Source organism: Nocardia sp. BMG51109 (genome assembly GCF_000526215.1).
Taxonomy (GTDB): domain Bacteria; phylum Actinomycetota; class Actinomycetes; order Mycobacteriales; family Mycobacteriaceae; genus Nocardia.
This window is the reverse complement of sequence record NZ_JAFQ01000004.1, coordinates 7,363,786-7,390,026: the sequence shown is the minus strand read 5'-3', so window position 1 is coordinate 7,390,026 and position 26,241 is coordinate 7,363,786. Positions and strand designations below refer to the sequence as shown.

Below are 26,241 nucleotides of genomic sequence, written 5' to 3'. Positions count from 1 at the left end.
CCTCACCCCAGGGGCGGGGGCGCGCGATGCCCGGTGGCCTGCTCGTAGGCGTAGGCCATCCCGATGAGTTTTCCGTCGTCGAACGGCCTGCCCAGCAGCTCGATGCCGATGGGCAGGTTCCGGTCGGTGAACCCGGCCGGAACGGTGATGGCCGGCAGCCCGGTCACGGGGCTGCGGCCCTGGGCCAGCATCTGGATCTCGTGCCGGGCCACCGGCGCCGCGGCGATCAACGGCGCACCCGTGGGCGTGGTGGGATAGAGCAGGGCGTCGAGCCGGTTGTCGTCGAGCACGCCCAGCGTGTATCCGATCATTGCGGCGCGGGCCGCCGTGGCCGTCCGGTACATCGGGAAGTCCGTGGTGAACGGCTGGTAGGCGACGAGCTGCTGCTGTACGTCGGGCACGGTGGTGTTGGACGCGATGATCTCCGCCAGATCCCGCGCCGGCGTCGGCGTGCCGGACTCGGCGAGATAGCGGTCGAGGCCCTGCCGGAACTCGTACTCGGTCAGTTCGGCGGCGAGCGAGGTGACGGTGCCCAGGTCGCCCACGTGGACGAATTCGGCGCCCAGCGCGGCCATGTCGCCGATCGCGCGGTCGGCGAGGGCGTTGGTGGCCGCGCAGTCGGGATCGGCCGGGTCGCCGAAGAAACTGTCCACAATGCCGATTCGCTTGCCCGCCAACGCATTCGGATGCATCCCGGCCGAGAAGCCGATCTCCGGGCGGGCCGTGTCGAGCGTGCTGGGGTCGGCCGGATCGGGTCCGGCGATGAGGTCCAGGAGCAGGGCGGCGTCGCCGACCGTGCGCGCGATCGGCCCGGGGATGTCCTGGGTCGTCGACAGCGGGATCATTCCGGCCCGGCTGACCAGTCCGGCGGTGGGCCGGATGCCGACGCAGTTGTTGCGTGCGGCCGGTATCCGGATCGACCCGAGGGTGTCGGTGCCCAGCCCGGCCGCGGCGAACCCGGCGGCGACCGCGGCCGCCGTGCCGCCGCTGGAGCCGCCGGGATTGCGCGCGGTGTCGTAGGGGTTGCGGGTCTGCCCGCCCAGGGAGCTGACGGTGGTCGTGCCCATCGCCCATTCGTGCATGTTCGTCTTGCCCACGATGATCGCGCCCGCCCGCCGCAGCAGCCCGGTGACCGTCGCGTCGCGGCCGGGAACGTAGTCGCGGAACAGGATGTTGCCGGCGGTCGTCGGCAGGTCCGCGGTGTTGAGATTGTCCTTGAGCACGATCGGAATGCCGTGCAGCGGACCGCGTTTCCCGGTCGCGGCGCGCTCGGCGTCCAGGGCGGCGGCCCGGTCGACCGCGGTGTGGTCGACGGTGATGAACGCGTTGATCGCGGGGCCGGACCGGTCGTAGGCGGCGATCCGGTCGAGGTGGTAGCGGACCAGGTCGCGGGAGGTGAGCGCGCCGCCGTCGAGCGCGGCGCCCAGGTCGCCGATCGTCATCTCCGCCATCTCGTGCGCGGACGTGCGCGCCCTCGCGCGCCCGGGGGCCGCCAACCCCAGTGCGGTGGCGCCGGCCAGGGCGAGGAACTCGCGCCGCCGGCGGCCGGGCGGCGTGGTCGTATCGCGGGCCATCATGTCTCCTGAGTGGGCTGTCACCGGATCGCCCGAGCCACGATGCCGGCGAACGGGTCGCTCCTGTGTCGCCCGATGTCCACCTCCGCGTTACCTACCGCGGACCGGACGAGCGCGGCGCGGACGGCCCGTTACGTTACGGCCGGGCCGTCGCCCGGGTACGCAGCGGGTTCTCTGTCACATGACCAAGATCACGATTCGATCGCGGTGCGACCTTTGTCACCACAGAAGCTTTTCATGTGCTTTGCACAGTCTTTACTATTGGACCGGCTCCGCCGCGGAGTCATCAGCTCCGCAGCAGCACAGTTTCGCAGCAGCACAGTTCCGCAGTCGCACAGCTCGAGAGCGTCTCGGCTGCACAGCTCCCCGCTTCACCCGGCTTCGCCCGCCGGCTTCTCGATGCCAGTACATGTTCGACCGATGAACCGAACCCGTCGAGGGTTCGGCGAAGGAGAAATATGACCGACACCGATCCAGCCCGACGGACGTCGCTCCCCGGCCTCGCCGAGGTGCTTCGCCACGATCTTCCCGCCTCCGTGGTGGTCTTTCTCGTCGCTTTACCTTTATCCATCGGCGTCGCGGTCGCCACCGGCGCACCCGTCACCGCCGGACTGCTGGCCGCCGTCGTGGGCGGCCTGGTCGCCGGGCTGCTCGGTGGGTCGTCGTTGCAGGTCAGCGGGCCCACCGCGAGCCTCACCGTGGTGGTGGCCCAGGCCATTCACCAGTTCGGCTGGGCCGCCACCTGTTTCATCACCGTCGGCGCGGGCGTCCTGCAGATGCTGTTCGGCCTGAGCCGGATCGCCCGCGCGGCGCTGGCCATCGCGCCGGTGGTCGTGCACGGCATGCTCGCCGGGATCGGCGTCGTCATCGCGCTGCAACAACTGCACGTGCTGCTGGGCGGGCAGTCGCTGAGCTCGTCCTGGGAGAGCATCACCCAGCTGCCGCATCAGCTGGCGTCGGTCAACGTCGGCGACGCGTTCGTGGGCGGCGTCGTCATCGCCATCCTGCTCGGCTGGCGGTATCTGCCGAGCCGGGTCCGGATGGTGCCCGCCCCGCTGGTCGCGGTGGTGGTGGCGACCGCGCTGGCCATGGTGGTGCCGACCAGCGTCGAGCGGATCGTGCTGTCCGGTTCGCTGTTCGACGACCTCGCGCTGCCGCAGGTGCCGGGCGGGGGATGGGGCGCGGTGGCGCTCGCGATGGTGACGATCGCGCTGATCGCCAGCGTGGAGACGCTGCTGTCGGCCGTCGCCGTGGACCGGATGAGCCCCGGCCGCCGCACCGATCTCGACCGCGAGCTGATCGGCCAGGGCGTGGCGAACGTGACCTCCGGCATGCTGGGCGGCCTGCCCGTCGCCGCGGTGATCGTCCGCAGCATCACCAACGTGAAGGCGGGCGCGCGGACCAAGCTGTCGACGATGCTCAGCGGCGTCTGGGTGCTGGTCTTCGCGGTGGCGCTGGTCGAGCTCGTGCGGCAGATCCCGAAGGCGGCGCTGGCCGGGCTGCTGATCGTCATCGGTCTGGGGCTGATCAAGCTCGCCCATATCCGGTTGGCCCGGCGCACCGGCGACCTGATCGTGTACGCGACGACCGTGCTGGTGGTGGTGTTCGCGAATCTGCTGCTGGGCATGCTGGTCGGTCTCGCGCTGGCGCTGGCGCTGCTGCTGTGGCGGGTGGCGAAGGTGGCGGTCACCGCGCAGCCGGTCGGCGGGCGCTGGGTGGTCGGCGTCGACGGGCCGCTCACCTTCATGGCCGTCCCGAGGCTGACCACCGTGCTGTCCGAGATTCCGGCCGGTGCCGGGGTGACGGTGGAGCTGGCGGTGGACTTCGTCGATCACGCTGCCTCCGACGCGCTGCACGAATGGGCGAGCGAGCACCGGAGCACCGGCGGCACGGTGGATTTCGTGGAGATGGGTGCGGCCCGGATCGCCGATCTGGCGGTCGGTCCGCCCGCCCGCGGCCAGGCCCGCCGGATCCTGAACGACGCGCTGGGCCCGTGGCGCCGGACCGCGCGCACCGATCCGATCGCGGCCGGGGTGGCCGCCTATCACCGCGGTCACGCGCACGTGGTCCGCCCGCACCTGGACGGGCTGCGCGACGGCCAGAATCCGGACTCGCTGTTCATCACCTGCGCCGATTCCCGGATCGTGCCGAACGTGATCACCAGCAGCGGTCCCGGCGACCTGTTCACCGTCCGCAATATCGGCAACCTGATCCCCGCCGGGGGGCGCGATACGTCGATGGAGGCGGCGCTGGTCTACGCGCTGGACAAGCTGGATGTCCGGTCGGTGGTGGTGTGCGGGCACTCCGGCTGCGGCGCGATGGACGCGCTGTTCCACGAGCGGGTCACCGGATCCGGACTGGACGCCTGGCTGGCGCACGGCCGGCCGACCCTGGACCGGTTCCGGGCCGGGCATCCCGTGGCGGCGGCGGCCGCGGCGGCCGGCTTCGCGGAGGTCGATCAGTTGGGCATGGTGAACGTCGCGGTGCAGCTCGAGGTGCTCTCACGGCATCCGGTGGTGCGGTGCGGCATCGAGGAGCGCGGCGTGGTGCTGTCCGGTCTGTTCTTCGATATCGCCACCGCCAGCGTCATCGAGATCACCGCCGATGCGATCGGTGAAATCGACGGCGCCACAAGGCAAGTCACGGCACTGCCGGTCTAGGGAGGTCCCGGCCGCGGGCGACGGCCGGGAGCGGCGGGTCGGGCAACGCCCCGGGGTGAGCTCCCGGGGCGTTGTTGCATTGTGGGGCCCGCGGATGTGAGGGCAATCACGCGAGTGTAGATCGTGTCCTAGCCTAACTACCCTTTTCTCAGGCTTTGCTAAGTCTTTACTATTAATCTCAGCCTCACTTCCGGGTGGCTGTCGGACAGAGTGGTCCCGCAGCTCGCTTTCGATGCCTGGAGAACATGTTCGACCGACTGGACCGGCCCCACCCGGCCTGGTGAAGGAGAAATATGTCCACCGACACCGATTCGTCTGTCAGATCGGCGAACTCACCGGAGAGTTCCTGGTCCGATCGTCTGTCTTCGATTACGCGCTACGATCTGCCCGCCTCGATCGTGGTGTTCCTCGTCGCCCTGCCGTTGTCGCTGGGCATTGCGATTGCCTCCGATGCCCCCGTCGCCGCCGGCCTGATCGCGGCGGCGATCGGCGGTATCGTCGTGGGTTTCCTGGGCGGGTCACCGTTGCAGGTCAGCGGTCCCGCCGCCGGCCTGACCGTCGTCGTCGCCGAAACCATCCACCAATTCGGTTGGAAGGTCACGTGTTTCATCACCGTGGCGGCCGGCATCCTGCAGATCCTGTTCGGGCTGAGCCGGATCGCGCGGGCGGCGCTGGCGATCGCGCCGGTGGTGGTGCACGCCATGCTGGCGGGTATCGGTGTGACGATCGCGTTGCAGCAGGTGCATGTGCTGCTGGGTGGGTCGTCACGCAGTTCGGCATTCGAGAACCTGACCGAACTGCCGAGTCAGCTGCTGCACCTGGACGCTAGCGCGGTGCTGATCGGCGTCGTCGTGATCGGCATCATCGTGGCGTGGCGGTGGGTGCCGCAACGGGTGCGGATGATTCCGGGCCAGCTGGTCGCGGTATTGGCCGGCACCCTGCTGGCGATGACACTGCCGGGCGACGTGGCCCGCATCGAGATCGACGGGTCGCTGTTCGACGCGATCGGACTACCCGGAATGCCCTCCGGCGACTGGGGCGCGGTCGCGCTGGCGGTGCTGACGATCGCGTTGATCGCCAGCGTGGAGAGCCTGCTGTCGGCGGTCGCGGTGGACAAGATGCACACCGGTAAACGCACCAACTTCGACCGCGAGCTGATGGCCCAAGGCGCCGCGAATGCCACCCCGGGTCTGCTGGGTGGTCTGCCGGTGACGGGTGTGATCGTGCGTAGTTCCACCAATGTCGCGGTGGGTGCGCGTTCGCAGGCGTCGGCGATCCTGCACGGTGTGTGGATTCTGGTGTTCTCGATCGCGCTGGTGTCGGTGGTGCAGCAGATCCCGAAGTCCGCGCTGGCCGGGCTGTTGATCGTGGTCGGTGTCCAGCTGGTGAAACTCGCCCACATCCGGCTGGCGCGGCGCACCGGGGATCTGGCCGTGTATCTGGTGACGATCGTGTCGGTGGTGTTCCTGAACCTGCTCGAAGGGGTGCTGATCGGGCTGGCGCTGGCGTTCGTGCTGCTGCTGTGGCGGGTGGTGCGGGTGTCGGTGCAGGCCGCTGCGGTCGCCGGCACCGACCGGTGGATCGTGAGCGTGGACGGCACCTGCACGTTCCTGGCGCTGCCGAAGCTGACCAAGGAGCTGGCGAAGGTGCCCACGGGCACCGACGTGCTGGTCGAGCTGACGGTGGACTTCCTGGACCACGCCGCCTACGAGGCCATTCACGACTGGACCCGGCAGCACGAATCCACCGGCGGCACGGTCGAGTTCGTGGAGATCGGCACCGCGCGTATGGAGCATGCCACGGAGGGCCCGCCGAAGCGGGGTGCGGCGCGTGGCCTGCTGGATGAGGTGCTGGGGCCGTGGCGGGAACGCAGTGCGGATCCGGTCGCGTCGGGTGTGGCGGCGTATCACCGCAGTCATGCGCATGTGGTGCGGCCGCATCTGGACGAGTTGCGGGACAAGCAGGATCCGCATTCGTTGTTCTTGACGTGTGCGGACTCGCGGATCGTGCCGAATGTGATCACCAACAGTGGTCCGGGTGATCTGTTCACGGTCCGTAATGTGGGCAACCTGCATCCGGCCGACGGGTCGGATGCCTCGGGGGAGGCGGCGCTGGCGTTCGCGGTGGACAACCTGAAGGTGCGCAATGTGGTGGTGTGCGGGCATTCCTCGTGCGGGGCGATGAAGGCGCTGCTGTCGGGTGCGTCGGCGGGGCCGGGGTTGGATGACTGGCTCGCGCACGGGCGGCCGAGTTTGGAGGTCTTCCGGGCCGGGCATCCGGTGCGGGCGGCCGCGGCGGCGGCCGGGTATGACGAGGCCGCGCAGCTGGCCATGGTCAACGTCGCGGTTCAGCTGCGGACTCTGGAGAATCATGCGGTGGTGCGTCGTGCGGTGGCCGAACGCGGCCTGACGGTGTCGGGCCTGTTCTTCGATATCGCCTCGGCCACCGTCCTCGAGGTCACCACCGACGGGATCCGTGAGGTGGCCGACCGTTCCGACCAGGCCGCCGATCCGGTCACGGTCTGATCCGCCGGGTGCGGGTTCGCCTGCCGCGCAGGCGAACCCGCACCCGCATCGGTGTCCGTAGTGCCGACCGCGGGATGCCCCCAGGGCCGTGGGACCGCTGTCGGCCGGGAGTCCGCCGCGGGTGAAACCCGCAAGCCGGCCGGGACGGCAGCGGTAGGCAGAAATCTGTCGACACCCGGGCGCGACGTCGGATAGGACGGACGGTGTGACAGCGTCCGGATACGACACCCACGGCTCTCCCGACACCCACGGCTCTCCCGACACCCTCGACACGTCCGCCACGACCACGGGAATCGCGGGCATTCTCGGCCGTGGCGGCCGGTACCACGACCCGATGTGGACCCTCGACGTGCGGCTGACGCCCCTGGAGCAGCGGCTGCTGCGCACCTGGCCGGTGCGCCGGTTGCAGTTCGTAGCGCATGCCGGCGCGGCCGTGCTGACCACCAACCAGACCTATTCCAGGCTCGAGCACAGCCTCGGATTGCTGGCCCTGGTGGCGCATTTCGCGCCCGGCGACCACGTCGCCCGGGCCGCGGCGCTGCTGCACGATGTCGGCCATCTGCCGTTCAGCCACACCTTCGAGGGCCTCGCCGGACTGGATCATCACCGCCTCGGCGCGCGGCGGATCCGCGATATGGCGCCGCTGCTGGCCGAATACGATGTCGACGCCGAAGCCGTCCTCGCCGCCGAGTCCGGGGCACGGCCGTCGGTCCTGCACGCCCCCGCCGGCGCCCTGAAGCTGGACCATCTCGAATCGTTCCTGCGCAGCGGACGCGCCCACGGCCGCCTGACCGAGAACCCACCGCGGACCCTCGCCCGGCTGCGAGTCGAGAACGGCGCCGTGCACACCGACCGCGCCACCGCCGGCTACCTGGCACAGCTCGCGATCGGGGAGGCGACCTATCTGTGCTCGTGGGACGCCGCACTGGCCAACGGCGCGGTACGCGGCATGGTCGACGACCTCATCGCCGCCGACGACTCCGCGGCAGCCCGCATCGCGACCCTGACCGACGACGAACTGTGGGCCGAACTGCTCACCGACCCACGCACAAGCGCCCGGGCTCGTTCCCTGCGCCACGACCCGCTCGCCTGGGATATGCGCCCGGCCGACGGCAATGACCACGACGGCTACGCCTACCGCATCACCAAGCTGTATCTCGACACCGCTTGCGTCGACGGATATCCGATCGGCCTGCCGAATCACCCACTCCCGCAACTGCCTTGGGAATGCGTCGTCACACCTCCCGTGTGACGGCACCGCCGGTACCGCAACATCACTCGCCCCGCCATCCCGTCACCGTCCCGCCGTCGCTGTCGCCCTCGTCCCTCTTCGTGATCCCGGCGTACCGCCGGCCGGATCCCTCACCAAAATCTGTGGGATTCCGGCCGAAGCACGCCGGGATGACGGGCGTGACAGCACGCCGGAAGATCCGCTGCGCCGCCGGTCTTCTCGTCTCCCCGGTGTGTCCCGGGGCGGCGTGTCGCGGTCAGGGGATGACGACCGGAGCGGTGACCGCCGCCGGCTCGTCGGCCCAGCGGTGGCCGGTCTCGCGCGGGGTGACGCCCTGGTCGGTCCACGCCGACAGCAGCAGCGCCACCTTGCTGTGCATGATGGTGCGCAGCCGGTCGAACGAGTTCTCCGGGGTGTCGTCGACCTCGCCGAGCAGCAGCCACCAGGCCCAGGCCACGGCCCCGGCGTTGGCCACGAAGTCGGGCACCACCGGGACACCGCGGGCGGCGAGCATGGCCTCCGCCTCCGGCGTGGTGGCGGCGTTCGCGGCCTCGACGATGATGCGGGCCCGCACGTCGAACGAGTTGTCCGGCGTGATCGCGTACGAGATCGCCGCCGGGACAAGGATATCCGCGTCGGCGGCCAGGATCGCGTTGCGCGGCAGCTGCTCGACGCCCGCGGGCAGCCGGGAGCGGTCGATCTCGCCGTAGCCGTCGCGCAGCTCCAGCAGCGCGGGGACGTCCAGGCCGTCGGCGCTGTGCAGGGTGCCCGCGGCGTCGGCGACGGTGGTGACCTTCATCCCGGCCTCGTGCAGGTAGTAGGCCGCGGCCCCGCCCATGGTGCCGACGCCCTGGATCGCGACGGTCGTCCCGGCGGGCGACTGGCCCCAGGACACCGCGGCGGCCAGGCAGGCGTGCGCGACTCCGTAGCCGCCGATCACGTCGCCCAACAGGAATCCGCCCTCGACCTCGGCGTTCAGTCCGCTCCGGACACGTTCCAGGGTGGCGGCCGGATCGGCGGCCCGGCGGATCGCGGCGTGGTAGCTCTGTCCGAGGCCGAGCTTCTCGAAGACCTCGTCGATCAGGTGCTGCGGGACGCCCAGGTCCTCCGCGGTCACCCAGTGCGCATCGATCCACGGGCGCATGGCCTCACAGAAACGCTCCAGCACCTCGACGGCACGCGGATCCTTGGGGTCGAAGTCGATCCCGCCCTTGGCGCCGCCGACCGGCAGGTCGAAGGTGGCGGTCTTGTTCGCCATGCCGCGGGCCAGATCCTCGACCTCGCTGACCGTGCAGCCGGCCCGCATCCGGGTGCCGCCGGTGGCCAGGCCGGCGCGCAGCGTGTGCACGACGAGGTAGCCGACCGCGCCGGTGAGCGAATCCGTCCACTGCAGGCGCATATACGGTTCGGGCCGGCGGACCGCGGGAGCGACGGGCGCTGCCGAGGGAATCGTCGGAACGGTCTGCGCTGTCATCTCCGGCGTGCCCCCGGCCGGGTTCTGCATCGTCGTCACGGCGAACTACCTCCTCCACTGCTCGTATCGGTCCTTGCACCACTGCGGTTCTCGCGCCACAAGAAATGCCTGGTCGCGTATCTCTCCCGTCCGGACTTCGTCGTCCTCGGCCGATGCTTCGCGTCCTGCACACAGCCTGCGGGAGGACCCGTCCGCGCGTCCATTTACGGTTTGTTCACGGCAGTGTTCAGGGTTCCTGCACAACACGCTGGTCACGCCGCCGGCTCCGCGAGCGGCGCGGTTTCGCGGTCGCCCTTAGGCTCGTGCCATGGACCTGTCGCTGCCCCGTCTGCGAATGTTGCGTGAATTGCACCGGCGCGGGACGATCACGGCGGCCGCGGGTGCGCTGCACTACACCGCGTCGGCGGTCTCGCAGCAGCTCGCGCAGCTGGAACGTGACGTCGGCACCCGCCTGTTCGAGCGGCGGGGGCGCCGGGTGCAACTCACCGACCTCGGGGTGCTGCTCGCCGAGCACGCCGAGGAGATCCTCGCCTCCGTCGAGCGCGCCACCCAGGCCCTCGAGGAGGCCGGCGAATCGATGACGGCGAAAATCACTGTCGGCGTGTGGGCTTCGGTCGCATCCGGTCTGCTGCCCGACGCGCTCACCACCCTCGCCCGGACCCACCCGGGCATACTGGTGCGGACGCAGGAACTTCCGCCGGAGGCGACGGCCGGCGCGGTCCGCGACGGCACGTTCGACCTGTCCTTCGTCCTCGACTACTCGAATTACCCGATGACCTGGGACCGCGGCCTGGAACGGGCGATCATCGCGGTCGAGCGGCTGTATGCCGCCGTCCCGGCCGGTGCGGTGCCGGCGGCCAGCGTGACGCTGGCCGAACTGTCGGAGCACCCGTGGATCCTGGCGCCGGCCCGGTCGCACTTCGGGCACGCCACCCGGCTGGCCTTCCAGTCCGCGGGCCTGCAACCCCGGATCGACCATGCGGTGGAGGAACAGGCGACGGCGATGGCGATGGTCGCGTCCGGACTGGGCGTGACGCTGGTCTCCGACCTGGGCCTGGCGCTGCGCCCGCCGGGGGTGGACATCGTCGCGCTCGGCGACGTGCTCACCCGGACCGTCTCGGTCGCCTATCGCACCAATACGGCGCGCCGGGCCGCGCTGCTGCTGGTCGTGGACGCGATACGGACCGCCGCGGCGGAGAAGGGGCTGGGCGCCGACACCCCGTTACCCGCGCCGACCGCCGCGGTGGAATCCGTTCCGCCGCCGCCGAAACCGCTCGGCGTGCCGAACGGGGGAGTGGAGTTCGGCTGATCACCCCGGACCGGGCGGCGTGCACGGATCCGGCGGGCCGGTCAGCGCGCGTCGGCCGTGACGGGCGTGGAAAGGTCGTCGGCGCGCTCCCGTGGATAGGTCGGATATTCGATTCCCGAGATGTATTGCACCGTCCGCACCACCTGGCACGAATAGCCGAATTCGTTGTCGTACCAGAGATACAGAATCGCCGTGTCGCCGTCGACGATGGTGGCGTTGGCATCGACGATCGAGGCGGCGCGGGAGCCGATGAAATCGCTCGAGACCACATCGGTGGCCGCGGTGTAGTCGAGGTTGCGGCTCAGCGGCCCGGCCAGCGACACCTGGCGAAGATATTCGAGCACTTCGGTTTTCGTGGTTTCGCGCTCCAGGTGCAGATTCAGGATCGCGACCGAGACGTCCGGGGTGGGGACGCGAATCGAATTGCCGGTGATCTTGGCCTTGAAGTCCGGCATCGCCTTCGCGACCGCGGATGCGGCGCCGGTCTCGGTGAGCACCAGGTTGAACGGGGCGGAGCGGCCGCGCCGGTCGGCCTTGTGGAAGTTGTCCAGCAGGTTCTGGTCGTTGGTGAACGAATGCACCGTCTCCACGTGACCGCGGACGATGCCGAATTCGTCGTCCATCGCCTTGAGCGGCGGGACGATCGCATTGGTCGTGCACGAGGCGCACGAGACGATTCGGTCCGACGGATCCAGATCGCGGTGATTGACGCCGTGCACGAGATTCGGGACGTCGCCTTTACCGGGTGCGGTGAGAACGACCTTCGCGATGCCGGGCCGGAGATGCTTCGACAGCCCTTCGCGATCGCGCCACTTACCGGTGTTGTCGATCAGGATGGCCTCGTCGATGCCGAATTCGGTGTAATCGATCGCCGCCGGATCGTCGCTGTAGAGGAAGCGGATCACGTTGCCGTTCGCGATGATCGTGTCATTGTCGGCGTCGACCTTGATGGTTCCGTCGAACTTTCCGTGCACCGAATCGCGCCGCAGCAGCGACGCGCGCTTGGCCAGATCGCCCGCGCCGCCCTTGCGCACCACCACGGCCCGCAGCTTCAGCCCGTTGCCCGATCCGGCCTTCTCGATCAGCAGCCGGGCGACCAGGCGCCCGATCCGGCCGAAGCCGTACAGCACCACGTCCCGCGGCCCCTGCGGTTCGGCCTTGTTGCCGTCGGTGACGTCGGCCAGCACCGCGGCGGCGAATTCGGGAACCGACAGGCCGCGGCCCTCGGTCCGGTAGGCCGTCACCAGGCGGCCGAGGTCGATCTTGCAGGGACCCAGGTCCAGGGCGCCGAGCACCTCGAGGAACGGCAGGGTCTCGTCGATCGACAGCTCCTCGCCCTCGATCTGCCGCGCGAAGCGGTGCGTCCGCAGGATGCTGATCACCGACTTGTTCACCAGCGACCGGCTGTGCAGCAGGATCGTCACCCCCTTGTCGCGATACAGCTTTCCGATGATCGGAATCATCGCTTCCGCCGCGGCCTCGTGAGCGTTCCAGCGGTCAAGATGGTCGTCAGTCAACGCAATTCCTCGGGGTGTCCTCGATATGTACGACCGATGCTAACCAGGGCCGCACTTTCACAGGCCCCCGCTACCCCGCTGTGAGATCGGCGCCACTACCTGCGTCATTCGGATGCGCCCTGGAGGGCGCCGGTGAACCGGTCGATGAGGCCGAATGGTGCGCGGTCGCCGAGGCAGAGGTCGACGCTGCCGCCGGCGCGGTGGTCGTGTTCTCCCACGGATGACACACCTCGGTCCCTGCGAGGCGTGATCACCGGTAGTCCGGCGCCGCCCGGCCTCCGGTGCCCGAGCGCACGACCGTCGACAGGACATCGACCAGCCGGTCCACCTCGGCGCGGGTGTTGTAGAGGGCGAGGGAGGGGCGGACCGCGGAGGTGAGACCGAAATGGGCCAGCGTGGGCTGGGCGCAGTGGTGGCCGGCCCGGACCATGATGCCCGCCCGGTCCAGCGCGGCGGCGACGTGTTCCGGTGGGACGCCGTCGACGGTGCAGGTGAGGACCCCGACCTGCGGGTCCGGCCGGCCGAGCATCCGCAGGCCGGGCAGCCGTTCCATGGCCCGGCGGGCATGGGCGTGCACGCGCTGCTCGTGCGCCCACGCCGCCGCGGGATCGATGCTCGCGAGATAGTCCACGGCGGCGGCCAGCCCGATCGCGCCCGCGATGGGCGGGGTACCGGCCTCGAAGCGGGCGGGAACCGGGGCGAAGGTGGTGTGGCGGAAGCTCACCGTATCGATCATGCCGCCGCCGCCCTGCCACGGTGGCATGTCCTCCAGCAGGTCGCGGCGGGCGTAGAGCGCGCCGATTCCGGTGGGGCCGAACAACTTGTGGCCCGAGAAGGCGTAGCAGTCCGCTCCCAGCGCCCGCACGTCGATCGGCAGGTGCGCCACCGCCTGCGCGCCGTCGACGACGACCACCGCGCCGTGGGCGTGGGCGAGCTCGGCCATCCGCCGCACCGGTGGGACCGTGCCCAGCAGATTGGAAACCTGGGACACGGCGACGATTTTGGTGCGCGGACCGAGCAGCCGCGCGAAGGCCCCCAGATCCACCTCGCCGCTGTCGTCGATCGGCGCCTCGTGCAGCACGGCGCGACGTTCGTCGCAGATCAGTTGCCACGGAACGATATTCGAGTGATGTTCCAGCGTGGTGGCCACCACCTCGTCGCCCGGACGCAGATGGGCGCGCCCGTAGCTCTGTGCCACCAGATTGATCGCCTCGGTGGCGCCGCGGGTGAAGACGATCTCCTCGGCGTGCGCGGCGCCGAGGAATTCGGCTACCCGCTCCCGGGCGCCCTCGTAGCGGGCGGTGGCGTGCCGGGCGGCGGCGTGGGCGCCGCGGTGGATATTGGAATTCTCGTGGCGATGGAACCGGTCCAGCGCCTCCAATACGGGGCGGGGCTTGTGCGTGGTGGCGGCATTGTCCAGCCACGCCGTCGGCCGGCCGCCGGTGCTCCGGTGCAGTGCCGGAAAGTCCCGCCGCACCTCCTCGACCGGGAAGCCGGTGGGTGCGGGCAGCCAGTACCGTTGCGGCGGAACGATATCGAGGGTCATGAGTAGTCGTGGTAGTGGGCGATCTGCACGTGCTCGAGCATCGCCACCGCATCGTCGACCAGCGGTGCGATCGAATAGTACGCGCTGACAAGGTAATTGGTGACGGCGCGCTCGTCGACGGCCATCGGGCGCACCGAAACGCCCGGACAGTACTCGTCGCGTACCGTCGCCGGCCGGAGCCCGACGACACCGCGCTTGGGCTCGCCCACCCGCAGCAACAGGATGCTGGAGGTCGTATCGACCGGGTCGATGGGAATCTTGTCGGTGGGAATCAACGGAACGCCCCGCCAGGTCAGCAGCGGGCTGCCGTGCAGTTCGAAGATCGCCGGCGGCACGCCGCGGCGCGTGCACTCCCGGCCGAAGGCCGCGATGGTGCGCGGATGGGCGAGGAAGAACGCCGGCTCCTTCCACACCAGGGCCAGCAGTTCGTCCAGATCGTCGGGAGTCGGGGGGCCGGTGCGGGTCTTGATCCGCCGGCCCGGCGGCGTCGCCGTCAGCAGGCCGAACGCGGGGTTGGTGAGCAGTTCGCTCTCCTGGCGTTCCAGGACCGTCTCGACGACCAGGCGGACTTGTTCGGCGGTCTGATCCATCGGGTCGTTGAACAGATCGGCGACGCGGGTGTGCATCCGCAGTACCGTCTGCGCGACGGCCAGCTCGTATTCGCCGGGATGCTGGCTGTAGTCGATGAATGTGGCCGGTAGCGGGTGTTCGCCCTGGTGCCCCGCGGCCACCGCGGCGGGTTCGGGGGCGGCGGTTCCGGTGGCCCGCCACGCGGACAACGCCCGGCTCGCCTGCGGGTGCTGCTCCGCCAGTCCGAGCAGCCGATCCCGGTCCGCGCAGAGCAGCACCGCGTCGGTGACCGCCCGCACCGTCCAGGGCCACGTGTCCCCGCGCAGTACCGCATCCTCGTCGAAGAACTGTTCCTCGGTCACCTGGCCGAGGCGGGTCTCCTCCCCGTAGCGGCCGGCGCCGGTCTTCTCGAGTTTGCCGCGCGCCACGATGACGAGCCGGTCCGCCGGTTGCCCGGCCGCGGCGACCTGGTCGCCGGCCTCGACCCGCCGCACGGTGAACAGCTCCGCGAACCGGTCGAGAATGTCGAGGTCGTCGACGGCCCGCAGGAAGCCCAGCTCCTGGAGATCCCCGGACAGGATCTCCGGGCCGTCGGCGCCGGCGAGCAGGCTGATCAGGCCGTCGCCGACGTTGTAGGACCGGCATCGGTTGACCCGGTAGGTACCGGCCTCCACCTCCACCCACGGCAGCAGGCGCAGCAGCCAGCGCGGAGTGATCGCCTCCATCTGAACGGGCGTCTTGGTCGTGGTGGTGATGGTGCGGGCCGCCCGCGTGCCCAGGCTGCTCGGTGCGGCGCCGTCGGCGCCCGCGTTCGAAGCCGGTTGCACGGTCTGTCTCCTCCCCGTCGGAGAACATTCCTGTGTGCCGAAACGTAGCAGTAGCCGACGAGTTGCGCTCGTAGAATGGTCATTTCGGATCCGTGCCGGGGGAGAACGGCGGCCGCCGTGTCCGGTCCGTACGATCTCCGAAGCCCACCGCGCCGGTGGCGGCGTGATCATCCGTAGTCTGGCTTCCGTGGTACCGGACTCCCATCGCTTGCGTGCGCTACGGGCGTCGGTCGCCGAGCGGCCGACGCTGAATCTCGCCTATCGCATCGGCGTCGGGTTATTGGGGGTGGTGGTGCTGGCCGCCGGGATCGTGGCCATTCCGTATCCCGGGCCGGGCTGGCTGATCGTCTTCGCGGGGCTGGGCATTCTGGCCACCGAATTCGTGTGGGCGCACCGCACCCTGCGCTGGACTCGGGAGCGGTACCGGCAGGTCATGGACTGGTACTCGGCTCGCGGCCTCGTCGTCAAGACGCTCGGGGCGCTGCTGACCGTGGCGGTGGTGCTGGCGACGCTGTGGGTCCTGGGCACGTTCGGGCTGGTCGACAGCTGGCTCGGACTCGACCAGAAGTGGCTGCACGGCCCACTGGCCTGAACCGCGCACGAGATGCGGTGGGTGGGTGCTCGCTGTCCGGCCCGGGCGACGGAGATCGTGCCGCGGTCGCGCCCGTGAGCGGTCGTGGAGTGTGGTCGCGTGGGGCTCGGTGGGCGTGGCTGCGGGATACGGGTCGGGGCTGGTCCTAGGCTGTTCGCGCATGCTCGGGCCGGAGATGTGGTGTCGGGAGCGTTGCCGGATACGAGTTGTCCTCGGCGGATGCGGCGACCGTGGCCGGGCGTCCGCAAGCGTGTCAGGGTGGTAGTCGAAGGCATTCGGTGAATCGGAGGAACATGGTTGCGGAATCGGCGGTGTCGGCGCGCGCCGCGATGGTCCCGGGTACCGCGCTGACCAACCCGCAGTGGCTCGGCGAGCGCATCGCGGACATGGGAATCTCGTGGGGCACCGGCAATTCGCGGGTGGCGGGCACGCTGTGGTGGTGCATGGCCGCCTCGTCGCTGGTGGATCCGATCGCCACCGCCTACGCCGAAGGCCGCCCCGCGCACGTCCCCGAACTCGAGCACCTGCGGTGCGAGATCCGGCCGGACGGCGGCGTCGAGCGCGTGCTGCCGGTGGACGAGGGCGCGGGGCAGGACGCGGCTGCCGCGGGTACCGGCCGGGTGGACACGGTGATGTCCCCTCGCCGCGGGCATTCGGACTCGGGGGATACGGCTGTCGCACCGCCGGTTCCCGAAGTGGCGGACGACCGGGCGGTCGGGCCCGCACTGCGGAAGTCGTTGGGACGCATCATTCCCGCGGTTGCCGAGGTGTCGGGGGCGGGTGTCGCGTCGCTGTGGGCGATCGTGGCCGACACGATCGGGAACCGGGCCCTCGACGCCGGGGACGCGGAGGCCGGGTCGCGGCTGGCACGGGAGGTGGCGGGGCGGCTGCCGGTGCCGCGGTTCACCGATATCGGCGGGCGGACGTTCGTGCGGCGCATCTCGTGCTGCCTGGTGTTCGAGGTGCCGGGCTGCGAGATGTGCACCAGCTGCCCGAAGCGTCCCCCGGCGCAGCGGCACGCGCTGCTGAGCGAACTCGCGGCGCGGCGATGATCGCGCTACCGAGACGACGCGAGAGGGCGGCGCGGAGAGGCGACTCGGAGATATCGAGCGCCCGAACATCTCGAAAACGGATTGCATCGCCCGTCGGACGGCGGTGAGCATGGTGGTAACCACGTACCCGAGCGCTCCGCATTGCGCACGCGAGCACCTCGGAGACGGCGAGTACCCAGGAGACGCAGTGCCGCCAGGAGACACAGTGCCGACAGACCACACCGCACACCGCGGCCGACGCCGAACGCCGAGTCGGCGCGGTGCCCGTTCCGGGGCCGGTACGTCGTCGCGCACCGGTCGGACGGCTCCCCGCCGACCCTGAACGTCGGCGCCGCCCCTGAATGCCGCCGCCCCTGAAAGCCGCCGCCCCTGAATGCCGCCGACCCGGAACGCCACAGGCCGGTCCATCGGCACGCGGCCCGCATGCTCCCGATAGCATGGTCGCGCCGGGGCACTGTCCGAATCCGGCCTGGAATTCCCGGAGTTCCAGTCGCGGGGACTCCCCGCACCCCGAAGCCGCGGGCACCGCGCCCGCCCCGAACATCAAGGAGAGCGCAGCCGTGACCACCTCAGCCCGCATATCCCCAGCCGCCCTCGTTCGGGTGCCGGCCGGGACGACGGCGGGCGCCGCGGTGCGCGAGGCGGGCCTGCCGACCAAGGGCCCCGACACCGTGGTCGTCGTGCGCGATCCGGAGGGCAACCTCAAGGACCTGTCCTGGATCCCCGGCGAGGACGTCGAGGTCGAGCCCGTCGCCGCCGACACCGAGGACGGCCGCAGCGTGATCCGGCATTCGGCCGCGCACGTGCTGGCGCAGGCGGTGCAGCAGGAGTTCCCGGAGGCCAGGCTGGGCATCGGCCCGCCGATCAAGGACGGTTTCTACTACGACTTCCGGGTCGACCGGCCCTTCACTCCCGACGATCTGGCCAAGCTGGAATCGCGGATGAAGAAGATCGTCAAAGGCGCGCAGCGGTTTTCGCGCCGGGTGGTCGAGATCGAGGAGGCCCGCGTCGAACTGGCGAAGGAGCCGTTCAAGCTGGAGCTGATCGGCGACAAGTCGGGGATCGACGATCCGGAAATTATGGAAGTCGGCGGCAGTGACATTGCACCGAATGAGCTGACCATCTACGACAACCTGGACCCGCGCAGCGGCGAGAAGGTCTGGGGCGATCTGTGCCGCGGCCCGCACATCCCCACCACCAAGTTCATCCCGGCGTTCAAGCTGACCCGCAGCTCGGCCGCCTACTGGCGCGGCGACCAGAACCGCGAGGATCTGCAGCGCATCTACGGCACCGCCTGGGAGTCGCAGGAGGCCCTGGACGCCTACCTGCACCTGCTGGCGGAGGCCGAGCGGCGCGACCACCGCAAGCTGGGCCTGGAGCTGGACCTGTTCTCGTTCCCGGACGAGCTGGGGTCGGGCCTGCCGGTGTTCCACCCCAAGGGCGGCATCATCCGCAAGGAGCTGGAGGAGTACTCGCGGCAGCGCCACGTCGACGCCGGCTACGAGTTCGTCAACACCCCGCACGTCACCAAGGGCCAGCTGTTCGAGGTCTCCGGCCACCTGGACTGGTACCGCGACGGCATGTTCCCGCCCATGCACCTGGACGCGGTTTACAGCACCGACGGTGTTCTTCAAAAGCCCGGCCAGGACTATTACGTCAAGCCGATGAACTGCCCGATGCACAACCTGATCTTCCGGGCCCGCGGCCGGTCGTACCGTGAGCTGCCGCTGCGGCTGTTCGAATTCGGCTCGGTCTACCGGTACGAGAAGTCGGGCGTGATCCACGGCCTGACCCGGGTCCGCGGCATGACCCAGGACGACGCGCACATCTACTGCACCAAGGAGCAGATGCACGCGGAGCTGACCAGCACCCTGACCTTCGTGCTGTCGCTGCTGAAGGACTACGGCCTGGACGACTTCTATCTGGAGCTGTCTACCAAGGATCCGGAGAAGTTCGTCGGCTCGGACGAGATCTGGGAGGAGGCCACCGAGACCCTGGAGAAGGTCGCCGGGGCCTCCGGGCTGGAGCTGGTCCCCGATCCGGGCGGCGCCGCGTTCTACGGGCCGAAGATCTCGGTGCAGGCCAAGGACGCGCTGGGGCGGACCTGGCAGATGTCGACCATCCAGCTCGACTTCAATCTGCCCGAGCGGTTCGGCCTCGAGTACACCGCCTCCGACGGCACCAAGCAGCGGCCGGTGATGATCCACCGCGCCCTGTTCGGTTCGATCGAGCGGTTCTTCGGAGTGCTCACCGAACATTACGCGGGTGCCTTCCCGGCCTGGCTGTCGCCGGTGCAGGCGGTCGGCATCCCGGTCGCGGAAAACTTTGCCCCGCATCTGGATCGGGTGGTCGAGCTGCTGCGCGACGCGGGCATCCGCGCCGAGGTGGACCGCGGCGACGACCGGATGCAGAAGAAGATCTTCAACCAGACCGCGCAGAAGGTCCCGTTCATGCTGCTGGCCGGCGAGCGGGACGTGAACGCCGGCGCGGTGAGCTTCCGGTTCCGGGACGGCACCCAGGTCAACGGCGTTCCGGTGGCCGATGCGGTCGCCTCGATCGTCGGCTGGATCGATCGGCGCGAGAACGCCTCACCGACCGCGGCGGGATTCGAGATTCGGACTGGTGGCAATGAGTGAGGCTGTGTCGCACGGGGATTCGGCTCGTCCGGAGGAGATGGTGGACACCGGCGCGGGCGACCCCGACCGGTTGCAACGACTGTGGACGCCGTACCGGATGTCCTACATCACCGGCGCCATCGCCGAGCGGGAGGCGCCGGAAGCGGAGACCGGCGCGACCGAGGACGCGGCGGCCGAGCGGAAATCCGCCGGACATCCGTTCATCGAGATCCCGAAGATGTCCGACGAGGACGGCCTGGTCGTCGCGCGCGGCGACCACGTGTACGCGGTGCTCAACCTGTATCCGTACAACCCGGGTCACATGATGGTGGTGCCGTACCGGCGGGTGGCCAATCTGGAGGACCTCACGGTCGAGGAGAGCGCCGAGCTGATGGCGTTCACCCAGCGGGCGATCCGGGTGATGAAGCAGGTGTCGCGGCCGGAGGGTTTCAACGTCGGCCTGAATCTCGGTGGGGTGGCGGGCGGTTCGCTCGCCGACCACCTGCACCAGCACATCGTGCCGCGCTGGGGCGGGGACGCGAATTTCATCACGGTCGTCGGCGGGGTGAAGGTGATGCCGCAGCTGTTGCGGGAGACCCGGGCTCTGCTGGCAACGGCTTGGAAGGACGTCGAGTAGGGTGCTCAGCTTCTTCGGTCGTGAGACGTTCGCCAAAGCGACCGCGCCCCTGGGCAAGGCGCTGGTGAGTACCGGGCTCACGCCCGATGCGGTGACGGTCATCGGCACCACGGCCTCGATCGCGGCGGCGGTGACGTTGTTCCCGACCGGTCACCTGTTCTGGGGCACGATGGTGATCTGGCTGTTCGTCATGTTCGACATGCTCGACGGCGCCATGGCCCGCGCCCGCGGCGGCGGCACGAAATACGGTGCGGTACTGGATGCGACGTGCGACCGGGTCGCCGACGGCGCGGTCTTCGGCGGGCTGGCCTGGTGGTCGGTCTACCACGCGCAGAGCAAGGAGCTGTTCATCGCGACCCTGGTCGTCCTGGTGACCTCCCAGGTGATCTCGTACGCCAAGGCGCGCGCGGAGGCCAGCGGATTGTCGGCCGACGGCGGGCTGATCGAGCGGCCGGACCGCCTGGTGATCGTGCTGGTCGGCGCCGGATTCACCGGGATCGGCGGCTACTGGGACATCGAATGGCTCACCTACGCGGTCTATCTCGCGATGTACATTCTGGCTGTGTTGAGCGTTGTCACGGTATTCCAGCGGGTGCTGGCGGTCCGCAGTTCCGCGGGCGCCCGCGACGTCATCCCGATGCCCGGCCGGGCGCAGACCCAGGGAGACAGTCAGTGAGGGCTCGGCCGGAGTTCGCGACGATGCCTGCCGAACCGGTGACGTAGGTGGCGACTGTATGGGCGAGATGAAATCCCGGCTGACCGACCAGGCGTATGCGGCCGGGTGGCGGCTGGTCCGGGCGCTGCCCGAGCGCACCGCCCGGCGGCTGTTCGACGCGGGTGGTGACTGGGCCGGGCGGCGCGCGAATCGTGCGGCGCACCGAACCGGGACGCCGAACCAGCTGCGGCGCAATCTCTCCCGCGTGCTCGGCGTGGAGCCGTCGGCGGTGCCCGACGATCTGATCCGCGACAGCATGCGGTCCTACGCCCGCTACTGGCGCGAGGCTTTCCGGCTGCCGACGATGGATCACGCCGCCGTCGCGCGGCCGCCGCTGATGCCGGACCCGGACGGGATCGAGCATGTGGACGCCGCGCTGGCGAAGGGCCGGGGTGTGGTGCTCGTGCTGCCGCATTCGGGCAACTGGGATATGGCCGGGACGTGGCTGGTGCAGCACTACGGCAGCTTGACCACGGTCATGGAACGGCTGCAACCGGAATCGTTGTTCGAGCGGTTCCTGGCCTATCGGGCAAGCCTCGGTTTCGAGGTGTTCCCGCTCACCGGCGGCGAGCAGCCGCCGTTTCCGCAGCTGGCGGATCGGTTGCGGCAGAACAAGATCGTCTGCCTGCTGGGCGAGCGCGACCTGACCGGTAAGGGCGTCCCGGTGACGTTCTTCGGCGAGCGCACCTGGATGCCCGCGGGCGCGGCGAAGCTGGCGATCGAGACCGGCGCCGCGTTGATGCCGGTGCACGCCCGGTTCACCGTCGATGCCGAGGGCCGCGAGGGCTGGCGCCTGAAGACCGATGCGCCGCTGGACGTTTCGAACGGGGTGGCGGCGGCCACCCAGGAGGTGGCGGACTGGTTCGCGGCCCATATCGCCGCGCATCCCGCCGACTGGCACATGCTGCAACCGCTCTGGGAGGCGGATCTGTCCGAGGCCCGCCGGGCCCGGATCGCCGCCGCGCAGGCGGAACGCACGGCGGGAGACGGGACAGCGGGAGGTGTGGCGGCGCCGGACGTGTCCGCCGGGAACGCTGCCGCGGGAGACGATGCGTCATGAGGATCGGCATGGTCTGCCCGTACTCGTTCGACGTGCCGGGCGGGGTGCAATCCCATGTCGTGGAGCTGGCCGAGGTGCTGATCGAGCGAGGGCACCGGGTCAGCGTGCTGGCGCCGTCGGCCGAGAACACCACGCTGCCGGGGTTCGTGGTCTCCGCCGGGAAGGCCGTGGCGATCCCGTACAACGGCTCGGTGGCGCGGCTGTCGTTCGGCCCGACCGCCTACAACCGGATCCGGCGCTGGATCGCCGACAACGACTTCGACGTGCTGCACATCCACGAGCCGAACGCGCCGAGCCTGTCGATGCTGGCGTTGAAGATCGCCGAGGGCCCGATCGTGGCGACCTTCCACACCTCGACCACGAAATCGTTGGTGCTCAGCACCTTTCAGGGCGTGCTGCGGCCCTACCACGAGAAGATCAGCGGCCGGATCGCGGTGTCGGAGCTGGCGCGGCGCTGGCAGGTGGAGGCGCTCGGCGGCGACGCGGTGGAGATCCCGAACGGTGTCGACGTGCCGGCCTTCGCGCACGCCCCGCTGCTGGACGGGTATCCGCGTTCCGGCGGGACGGTGCTGTTCCTGGGCCGCTACGACGAACCACGCAAGGGCATGGCGGTGCTGCTGGGCGCGCTGCCCGCGCTGGTGCGGCGGCATCCCGACGTGCAGATCCTGATCGTCGGGCGCGGCGACGAGGAGCGGCTGCGCCGGGAGGCCGGCGAGCTGGCCGGGCATCTGCGGTTCCTCGGTCAGGTGTCGGACGGCGAGAAGGCCTCGGCGATGCGCAGCGCGGACGTGTACTGCGCGCCCAACATCGGCGGCGAGAGCTTCGGCATCGTGCTGGTGGAGGCGATGGCGGCCGGAACCGCCGTGGTGGCCAGCGAATTGGACGCCTTCCGCCGGGTGCTGCGCGACGGCAGCGCGGGAATGCTGGTCCCCGTGGGTGATTCGGCGCGGATGGCGTCGGCGATCAACGAGCTGCTCGGTGACGCTCAGCGCCGCGACAACCTGGTCCGCGCCGCGAATCAGGTTGTCGGCGAATACGACTGGCCGGTGGTGGCCGAACAGATTCTGCGGGTGTACGAGACGGTGACCGTCGGCGAGACCCGGGTGAGGACGGCGGGATGATCACTTTCTCCGCGACTACGATCCTCGTTCTCGCGCTGGTCGCGGCGCTGGTCGTCGTCGCGGCCGGTTGGGCGTACTCGACGGCCAATCGGCTGGACCGGCTGCATGTGCGCAGCGATCAGGCCCGGCATGCGCTGGAGGCGGCGCTGGCGCGGCGTGCGGTGGTGGCCCGCGCGGTGGCGCTGTCGCTGAGCAGTCCCAGGTCGCCGCCGGGCGGTGCGGGAACGTTGCCGAGCGGCGTCGGGTCGCCACCCAGCGGTCCGGGAACGTCGCCGAGTGGTCCGGGGTTGCCGAGTGATTCGGGGCCGTCGTTGAGCACTGCCGGATCGGTGGGCAGCACCGGCGGAGTACCCAGCGGTGCCGAATCGCTTCCGCCCACCGCGAATTCGGGTCGGGCCGCGGCGGGGGAGCAGGCTCGGGTGTTGCACACGCTGGCGGACCGGGCCGAGCGGGTCGACTGGTCCGAGCGCGAGACCGTCGAGAATCGGCTGGCCGCGGCACTGTCCACGATCGATATCACGCTGCTGCCGCCGCAGCTGGTGGCCGAGCTGGCCGATGCCGAGGCGCGGGTGCTGATCGCCCGCCGCTTCCACAACGACGCCGTGCGCGACACGCTGGCCCTGCGTACCCGCCGCCCGGTACGGCTGCTGCATCTGGGCGGTACCGCGCCACTGCCGCGCTACTTCGAGATCGCCGAGCGTGTCACGCCCGCGGCGACCACGGGGCTGGAGGTCGACACCGTGCGCACCTCGGCCCGCGTGGTGCTGCTCGACGACCGGGACCGGGTGCTGCTGCTGCGCGGCCACGACCCGAAGACCCCCGACCTGCCGTTCTGGTTCACCGTCGGGGGCGGTGTCGAGCCCGGCGAAACCCTCCGCACGGCCGCCGTGCGCGAGCTGTGGGAGGAAACCGGCCGGGCGCTGGACTCGACGGCGCTCCGCGGACCGATCTGGCGCCGGGTCGCGGTGTTCCCGTTCAACGGCCGGCTGGTCCGCTCGGAGGAGCTGTTCTTCGTCGCCCGCACAACGGTTTTCGAGCCGACGGCGAGCAGCCCCACGATGTGGGAGCGGCACTGCGTGACCGACGACAAGTGGTGTACGGCCGACGACATCCGGGCGCTGGATGCGATGGGGGAGACGGTATATCCGTACCACCTCGACCAGTTGCTGGCCGAGGCCGCGACGATCGCGGGCAGCGACACCGAACCCGAGGTCCGCTCGATCCGCTGATCGAGCGGACCTTACCGGAGTCCGTACGGGCGGCGCCTGCGGCGGCGGCGCGGGCTCAGGTCGGTGGTCTCCGGGCGCTCGGGGACGGCGGGGCGGTTCACGGTCAGCGCGAGCATGGCCAGGCCCGCATCGCGGATGAGCATGTCCAGGTCGTCGAGCAGGAGGCCGATGGCCTCGCCGGCCGCGCGCGTCTCCTCGGAGGTGGCGTCGGGCCGATCGAAGACCGATCGCATCGCGTGCAATTGCAGGCCGACATCGAACAGATGGCGGACCAACCGGTCGCTGGAATCGGCGAAGACGGCGGCGGCACCGGACGGCGGCGCGGCGTCCAGGAGGTATTGCGGCACGAGTATCGAATCGACGGGCGACCCGGCCGGCCGGATGGGCAGCAGGACATCTTCCACGTCCGCCTCCTGAACGATATCGAAGTGAGCCCGGCCCGAGAGCGATCCCGGGATGCCGATGCCCGAAGAGGTAGAACACAGCCTACGAATCCGTGCGCCCCCCGATAGGGTCGTTGGTCCTCACCGGCACCCCGTCCGAGGACCGACCGGGCGAGGGGACTTGCACCCGGCCACCATCCCGGACCACTCCGCGCCGAACCACGATGTCCTCGAACTGCATGGTCGACATGATCCCCTGTGCGGTGGCCCGAATTCGGATATCGTCGGAACCGGTTCGCAGTCGGTGTCGTGGCGAACCGCCTGATGGAGGTGAAGTACCGCATGCCGATGTCCTATCTGCTCTACGATTTTCTGCTGCCCTATCTGGGTAACGAGGCCGCGACCTACTGGGCCCAGTTGCTCGTCGTCAATCCGATCTGACCCGCGGCGTAGCGGTGGGGTAGCCCGGAGTTCCTGGTCACGGCGGTTCCGGTGGTCCTCGCAGGCCAGTGGTCGCCGACTGGCTATCTAGTGGCCTGATCGTCGCGCCTAGAATCGTGTCGTTCGATTCCGAAACACACGATTGTCCCGATGATCAGGAGTTTGCCGTGACTACGCCCGAAACCACCCCGACGACCGGCACCGCCCGCGTGAAGCGCGGGATGGCCGAGATGCTCGAGGGGGGTGTGATCATGGACGTCGTCACCGCCGAGCAGGCCAAGATCGCCGAGGACGCCGGCGCGGTGGCCGTGATGGCGCTGGAGCGGGTGCCGGCCGACATCCGGGCCCAGGGCGGCGTGGCGCGCATGAGCGATCCCGACCTGATCGACGGCATCATCGAGGCGGTGTCCATCCCGGTGATGGCCAAGGCCCGGATCGGCCACTTCGTCGAGGCCCAGGTGCTGCAGAGCCTCGGCGTCGACTACATCGACGAGTCGGAGGTGCTCACGCCCGCCGACTACGACCACCACATCGACAAGTGGCAGTTCACCGTGCCGTTCGTGTGCGGCGCCACCAACCTGGGCGAGGCGCTGCGCCGGCTCACCGAGGGCGCGGGCATGATCCGCTCCAAGGGCGAGGCCGGTACCGGCGACGTGTCCAACGCCACCACGCACATGCGCAGGATCCGCGACGAGATCCGCCGCCTGCAGTCGCTGCCGGAGGACGAGCTGTACGTCGCCGCCAAGGAGTTGCAGGCGCCCTACGAGCTGGTCCGCGAGGTCGCCGAGGCCGGGAGGCTGCCGGTCGTGCTGTTCACCGCCGGCGGCATCGCCACCCCGGCCGACGCCGCGATGATGAGGCAGCTGGGCGCCGAGGGCGTCTTCGTCGGCTCCGGCATCTTCAAGTCCGGCAACCCGGCCGAGCGTGCGGCGGCCATCGTCAAGGCCACCACCTTCTACGACGATCCGGACGTGCTGGCGAAGGTGTCGCGCGGGCTGGGTGAGGCCATGGTCGGCATCAACGTCGAGGAGATCGCCGAGCCGCACCGGCTGGCCGAACGCGGCTGGTAGTCGGCACTGTCATTCCGGGTGCCTTCGCCATTCGGGCATGCTTCGTCCCGTCGTCATTCCAGCATGCTTTCGGCCGGAGCGGTGACCGGGCGA

The 26,241-nt window shown here is 69.9% G+C and carries 20 protein-coding genes; 14 read left to right on the top strand and 6 right to left on the bottom strand.

Annotated features, from left to right (window positions below):
- Positions 1-2 precede the first annotated feature (2 nt).
- Complete coding sequence (locus D892_RS0134805; RefSeq protein WP_024805679.1) at positions 3-1,577, bottom strand: amidase; 1,575 nt, start codon at positions 1,575-1,577, stop codon at positions 3-5.
- Between the two features lie 455 nt (positions 1,578-2,032).
- Here D892_RS0134805 and D892_RS0134800 point away from each other — a divergent pair, with 455 nt between their 5' ends.
- From D892_RS0134800 to D892_RS42865, 3 genes are all read left to right on the top strand, one after another.
- Positions 2,033-4,234, top strand: coding sequence for a SulP family inorganic anion transporter (locus D892_RS0134800; protein ID WP_024805678.1), 2,202 nt, complete (start codon positions 2,033-2,035; stop codon positions 4,232-4,234).
- A 293-nt stretch (positions 4,235-4,527) separates the two neighbouring features.
- Complete coding sequence (locus D892_RS0134795; RefSeq protein ID WP_024805677.1) at positions 4,528-6,759, top strand: bifunctional SulP family inorganic anion transporter/carbonic anhydrase; 2,232 nt, start codon at positions 4,528-4,530, stop codon at positions 6,757-6,759.
- A gap of 205 nt (positions 6,760-6,964) precedes the next feature.
- Positions 6,965-8,011, top strand: coding sequence for an HD domain-containing protein (locus D892_RS42865; RefSeq protein ID WP_024805676.1), 1,047 nt, complete (start codon positions 6,965-6,967; stop codon positions 8,009-8,011).
- A gap of 235 nt (positions 8,012-8,246) precedes the next feature.
- Here D892_RS42865 and D892_RS0134785 read toward each other — a convergent pair whose 3' ends face one another.
- Entirely contained in the window at positions 8,247-9,494 is a 1,248-nt protein-coding gene (locus D892_RS0134785; RefSeq protein WP_198037189.1) for a Glu/Leu/Phe/Val dehydrogenase dimerization domain-containing protein, read from the bottom strand.
- A gap of 277 nt (positions 9,495-9,771) precedes the next feature.
- On the opposite strand from D892_RS0134785, the gene D892_RS0134780 reads away from it, so the two are divergent.
- Entirely contained in the window at positions 9,772-10,773 is a 1,002-nt protein-coding gene (locus tag D892_RS0134780) for a LysR family transcriptional regulator (RefSeq protein WP_024805674.1), read from the top strand.
- A gap of 41 nt (positions 10,774-10,814) precedes the next feature.
- Here the strand turns inward: D892_RS0134780 and D892_RS0134775 are convergent, their stop codons facing one another.
- From D892_RS0134775 to D892_RS0134760, 3 genes are all read right to left on the bottom strand, one after another.
- Complete coding sequence (locus D892_RS0134775) at positions 10,815-12,290, bottom strand: glyceraldehyde-3-phosphate dehydrogenase (RefSeq protein WP_024805673.1); 1,476 nt, start codon at positions 12,288-12,290, stop codon at positions 10,815-10,817.
- A gap of 250 nt (positions 12,291-12,540) precedes the next feature.
- On the bottom strand, positions 12,541-13,836 hold the full coding sequence (locus D892_RS0134765; RefSeq protein ID WP_024805672.1) for a cysteine desulfurase: 1,296 nt from the start codon (positions 13,834-13,836) through the stop codon (positions 12,541-12,543).
- Complete coding sequence (locus D892_RS0134760; RefSeq protein WP_024805671.1) at positions 13,833-15,233, bottom strand: family 2B encapsulin nanocompartment shell protein; 1,401 nt, start codon at positions 15,231-15,233, stop codon at positions 13,833-13,835. The genes D892_RS0134765 and D892_RS0134760 overlap by 4 nt, the downstream gene beginning before the upstream one ends.
- Before the next feature lie 187 nt (positions 15,234-15,420).
- On the opposite strand from D892_RS0134760, the gene D892_RS48960 reads away from it, so the two are divergent.
- From D892_RS48960 to D892_RS0134720, 8 genes are all read left to right on the top strand, one after another.
- A complete protein-coding gene (locus D892_RS48960) occupies positions 15,421-15,825 on the top strand; it encodes a TIGR02611 family protein (RefSeq protein ID WP_036570915.1) in 405 nt (134 codons plus the stop codon).
- Positions 15,826-16,118: 293 nt separating this feature from the next.
- Positions 16,119-16,877 carry a (2Fe-2S)-binding protein gene (locus tag D892_RS0134750; protein ID WP_024805669.1) on the top strand — a complete coding sequence of 253 codons (759 nt, stop codon included), beginning with the start codon at positions 16,119-16,121 and terminating at the stop codon, positions 16,875-16,877.
- Positions 16,878-17,437: 560 nt separating this feature from the next.
- Positions 17,438-19,513 carry a threonine--tRNA ligase gene (gene thrS / locus D892_RS0134745; protein WP_024805668.1) on the top strand — a complete coding sequence of 692 codons (2,076 nt, stop codon included), beginning with the start codon at positions 17,438-17,440 and terminating at the stop codon, positions 19,511-19,513.
- Positions 19,506-20,129 (top strand): HIT domain-containing protein, encoded by a 624-nt coding sequence (locus D892_RS0134740; protein ID WP_024805667.1) that lies wholly within the window; start codon positions 19,506-19,508, stop codon positions 20,127-20,129. Before thrS ends, D892_RS0134740 begins: the two co-directional genes overlap by 8 nt.
- A gap of 1 nt (position 20,130) precedes the next feature.
- Positions 20,131-20,805, top strand: a complete 675-nt coding sequence (pgsA, locus tag D892_RS0134735) for a phosphatidylinositol phosphate synthase (RefSeq protein ID WP_024805666.1) — start codon at positions 20,131-20,133, stop codon at positions 20,803-20,805.
- A gap of 58 nt (positions 20,806-20,863) precedes the next feature.
- The gene (locus D892_RS0134730) at positions 20,864-21,904 is read left to right on the top strand and encodes a phosphatidylinositol mannoside acyltransferase (protein WP_024805665.1); all 1,041 of its coding nucleotides are present in this window, start codon (positions 20,864-20,866) and stop codon (positions 21,902-21,904) included.
- The gene (locus D892_RS0134725) at positions 21,901-23,025 is read left to right on the top strand and encodes a glycosyltransferase family 4 protein (protein ID WP_024805664.1); all 1,125 of its coding nucleotides are present in this window, start codon (positions 21,901-21,903) and stop codon (positions 23,023-23,025) included. Before D892_RS0134730 ends, D892_RS0134725 begins: the two co-directional genes overlap by 4 nt.
- Positions 23,022-24,254 carry an NUDIX domain-containing protein gene (locus tag D892_RS0134720; protein ID WP_036567695.1) on the top strand — a complete coding sequence of 411 codons (1,233 nt, stop codon included), beginning with the start codon at positions 23,022-23,024 and terminating at the stop codon, positions 24,252-24,254. The genes D892_RS0134725 and D892_RS0134720 overlap by 4 nt, the downstream gene beginning before the upstream one ends.
- An 11-nt stretch (positions 24,255-24,265) precedes the next feature.
- Here D892_RS0134720 and D892_RS0134715 read toward each other — a convergent pair whose 3' ends face one another.
- On the bottom strand, positions 24,266-24,658 hold the full coding sequence (locus D892_RS0134715; RefSeq protein WP_024805662.1) for a hypothetical protein: 393 nt from the start codon (positions 24,656-24,658) through the stop codon (positions 24,266-24,268).
- Between the two features lie 288 nt (positions 24,659-24,946).
- On the opposite strand from D892_RS0134715, the gene D892_RS49290 reads away from it, so the two are divergent.
- Positions 24,947-25,078: a hypothetical protein gene (locus tag D892_RS49290; RefSeq protein ID WP_255360270.1), complete on the top strand. Its 132-nt coding sequence runs from the start codon at positions 24,947-24,949 to the stop codon at positions 25,076-25,078.
- A gap of 167 nt (positions 25,079-25,245) precedes the next feature.
- Positions 25,246-26,148: a pyridoxal 5'-phosphate synthase lyase subunit PdxS gene (pdxS, locus tag D892_RS0134700; RefSeq protein ID WP_024805661.1), complete on the top strand. Its 903-nt coding sequence runs from the start codon at positions 25,246-25,248 to the stop codon at positions 26,146-26,148.
- Positions 26,149-26,241 lie beyond the last annotated feature (93 nt).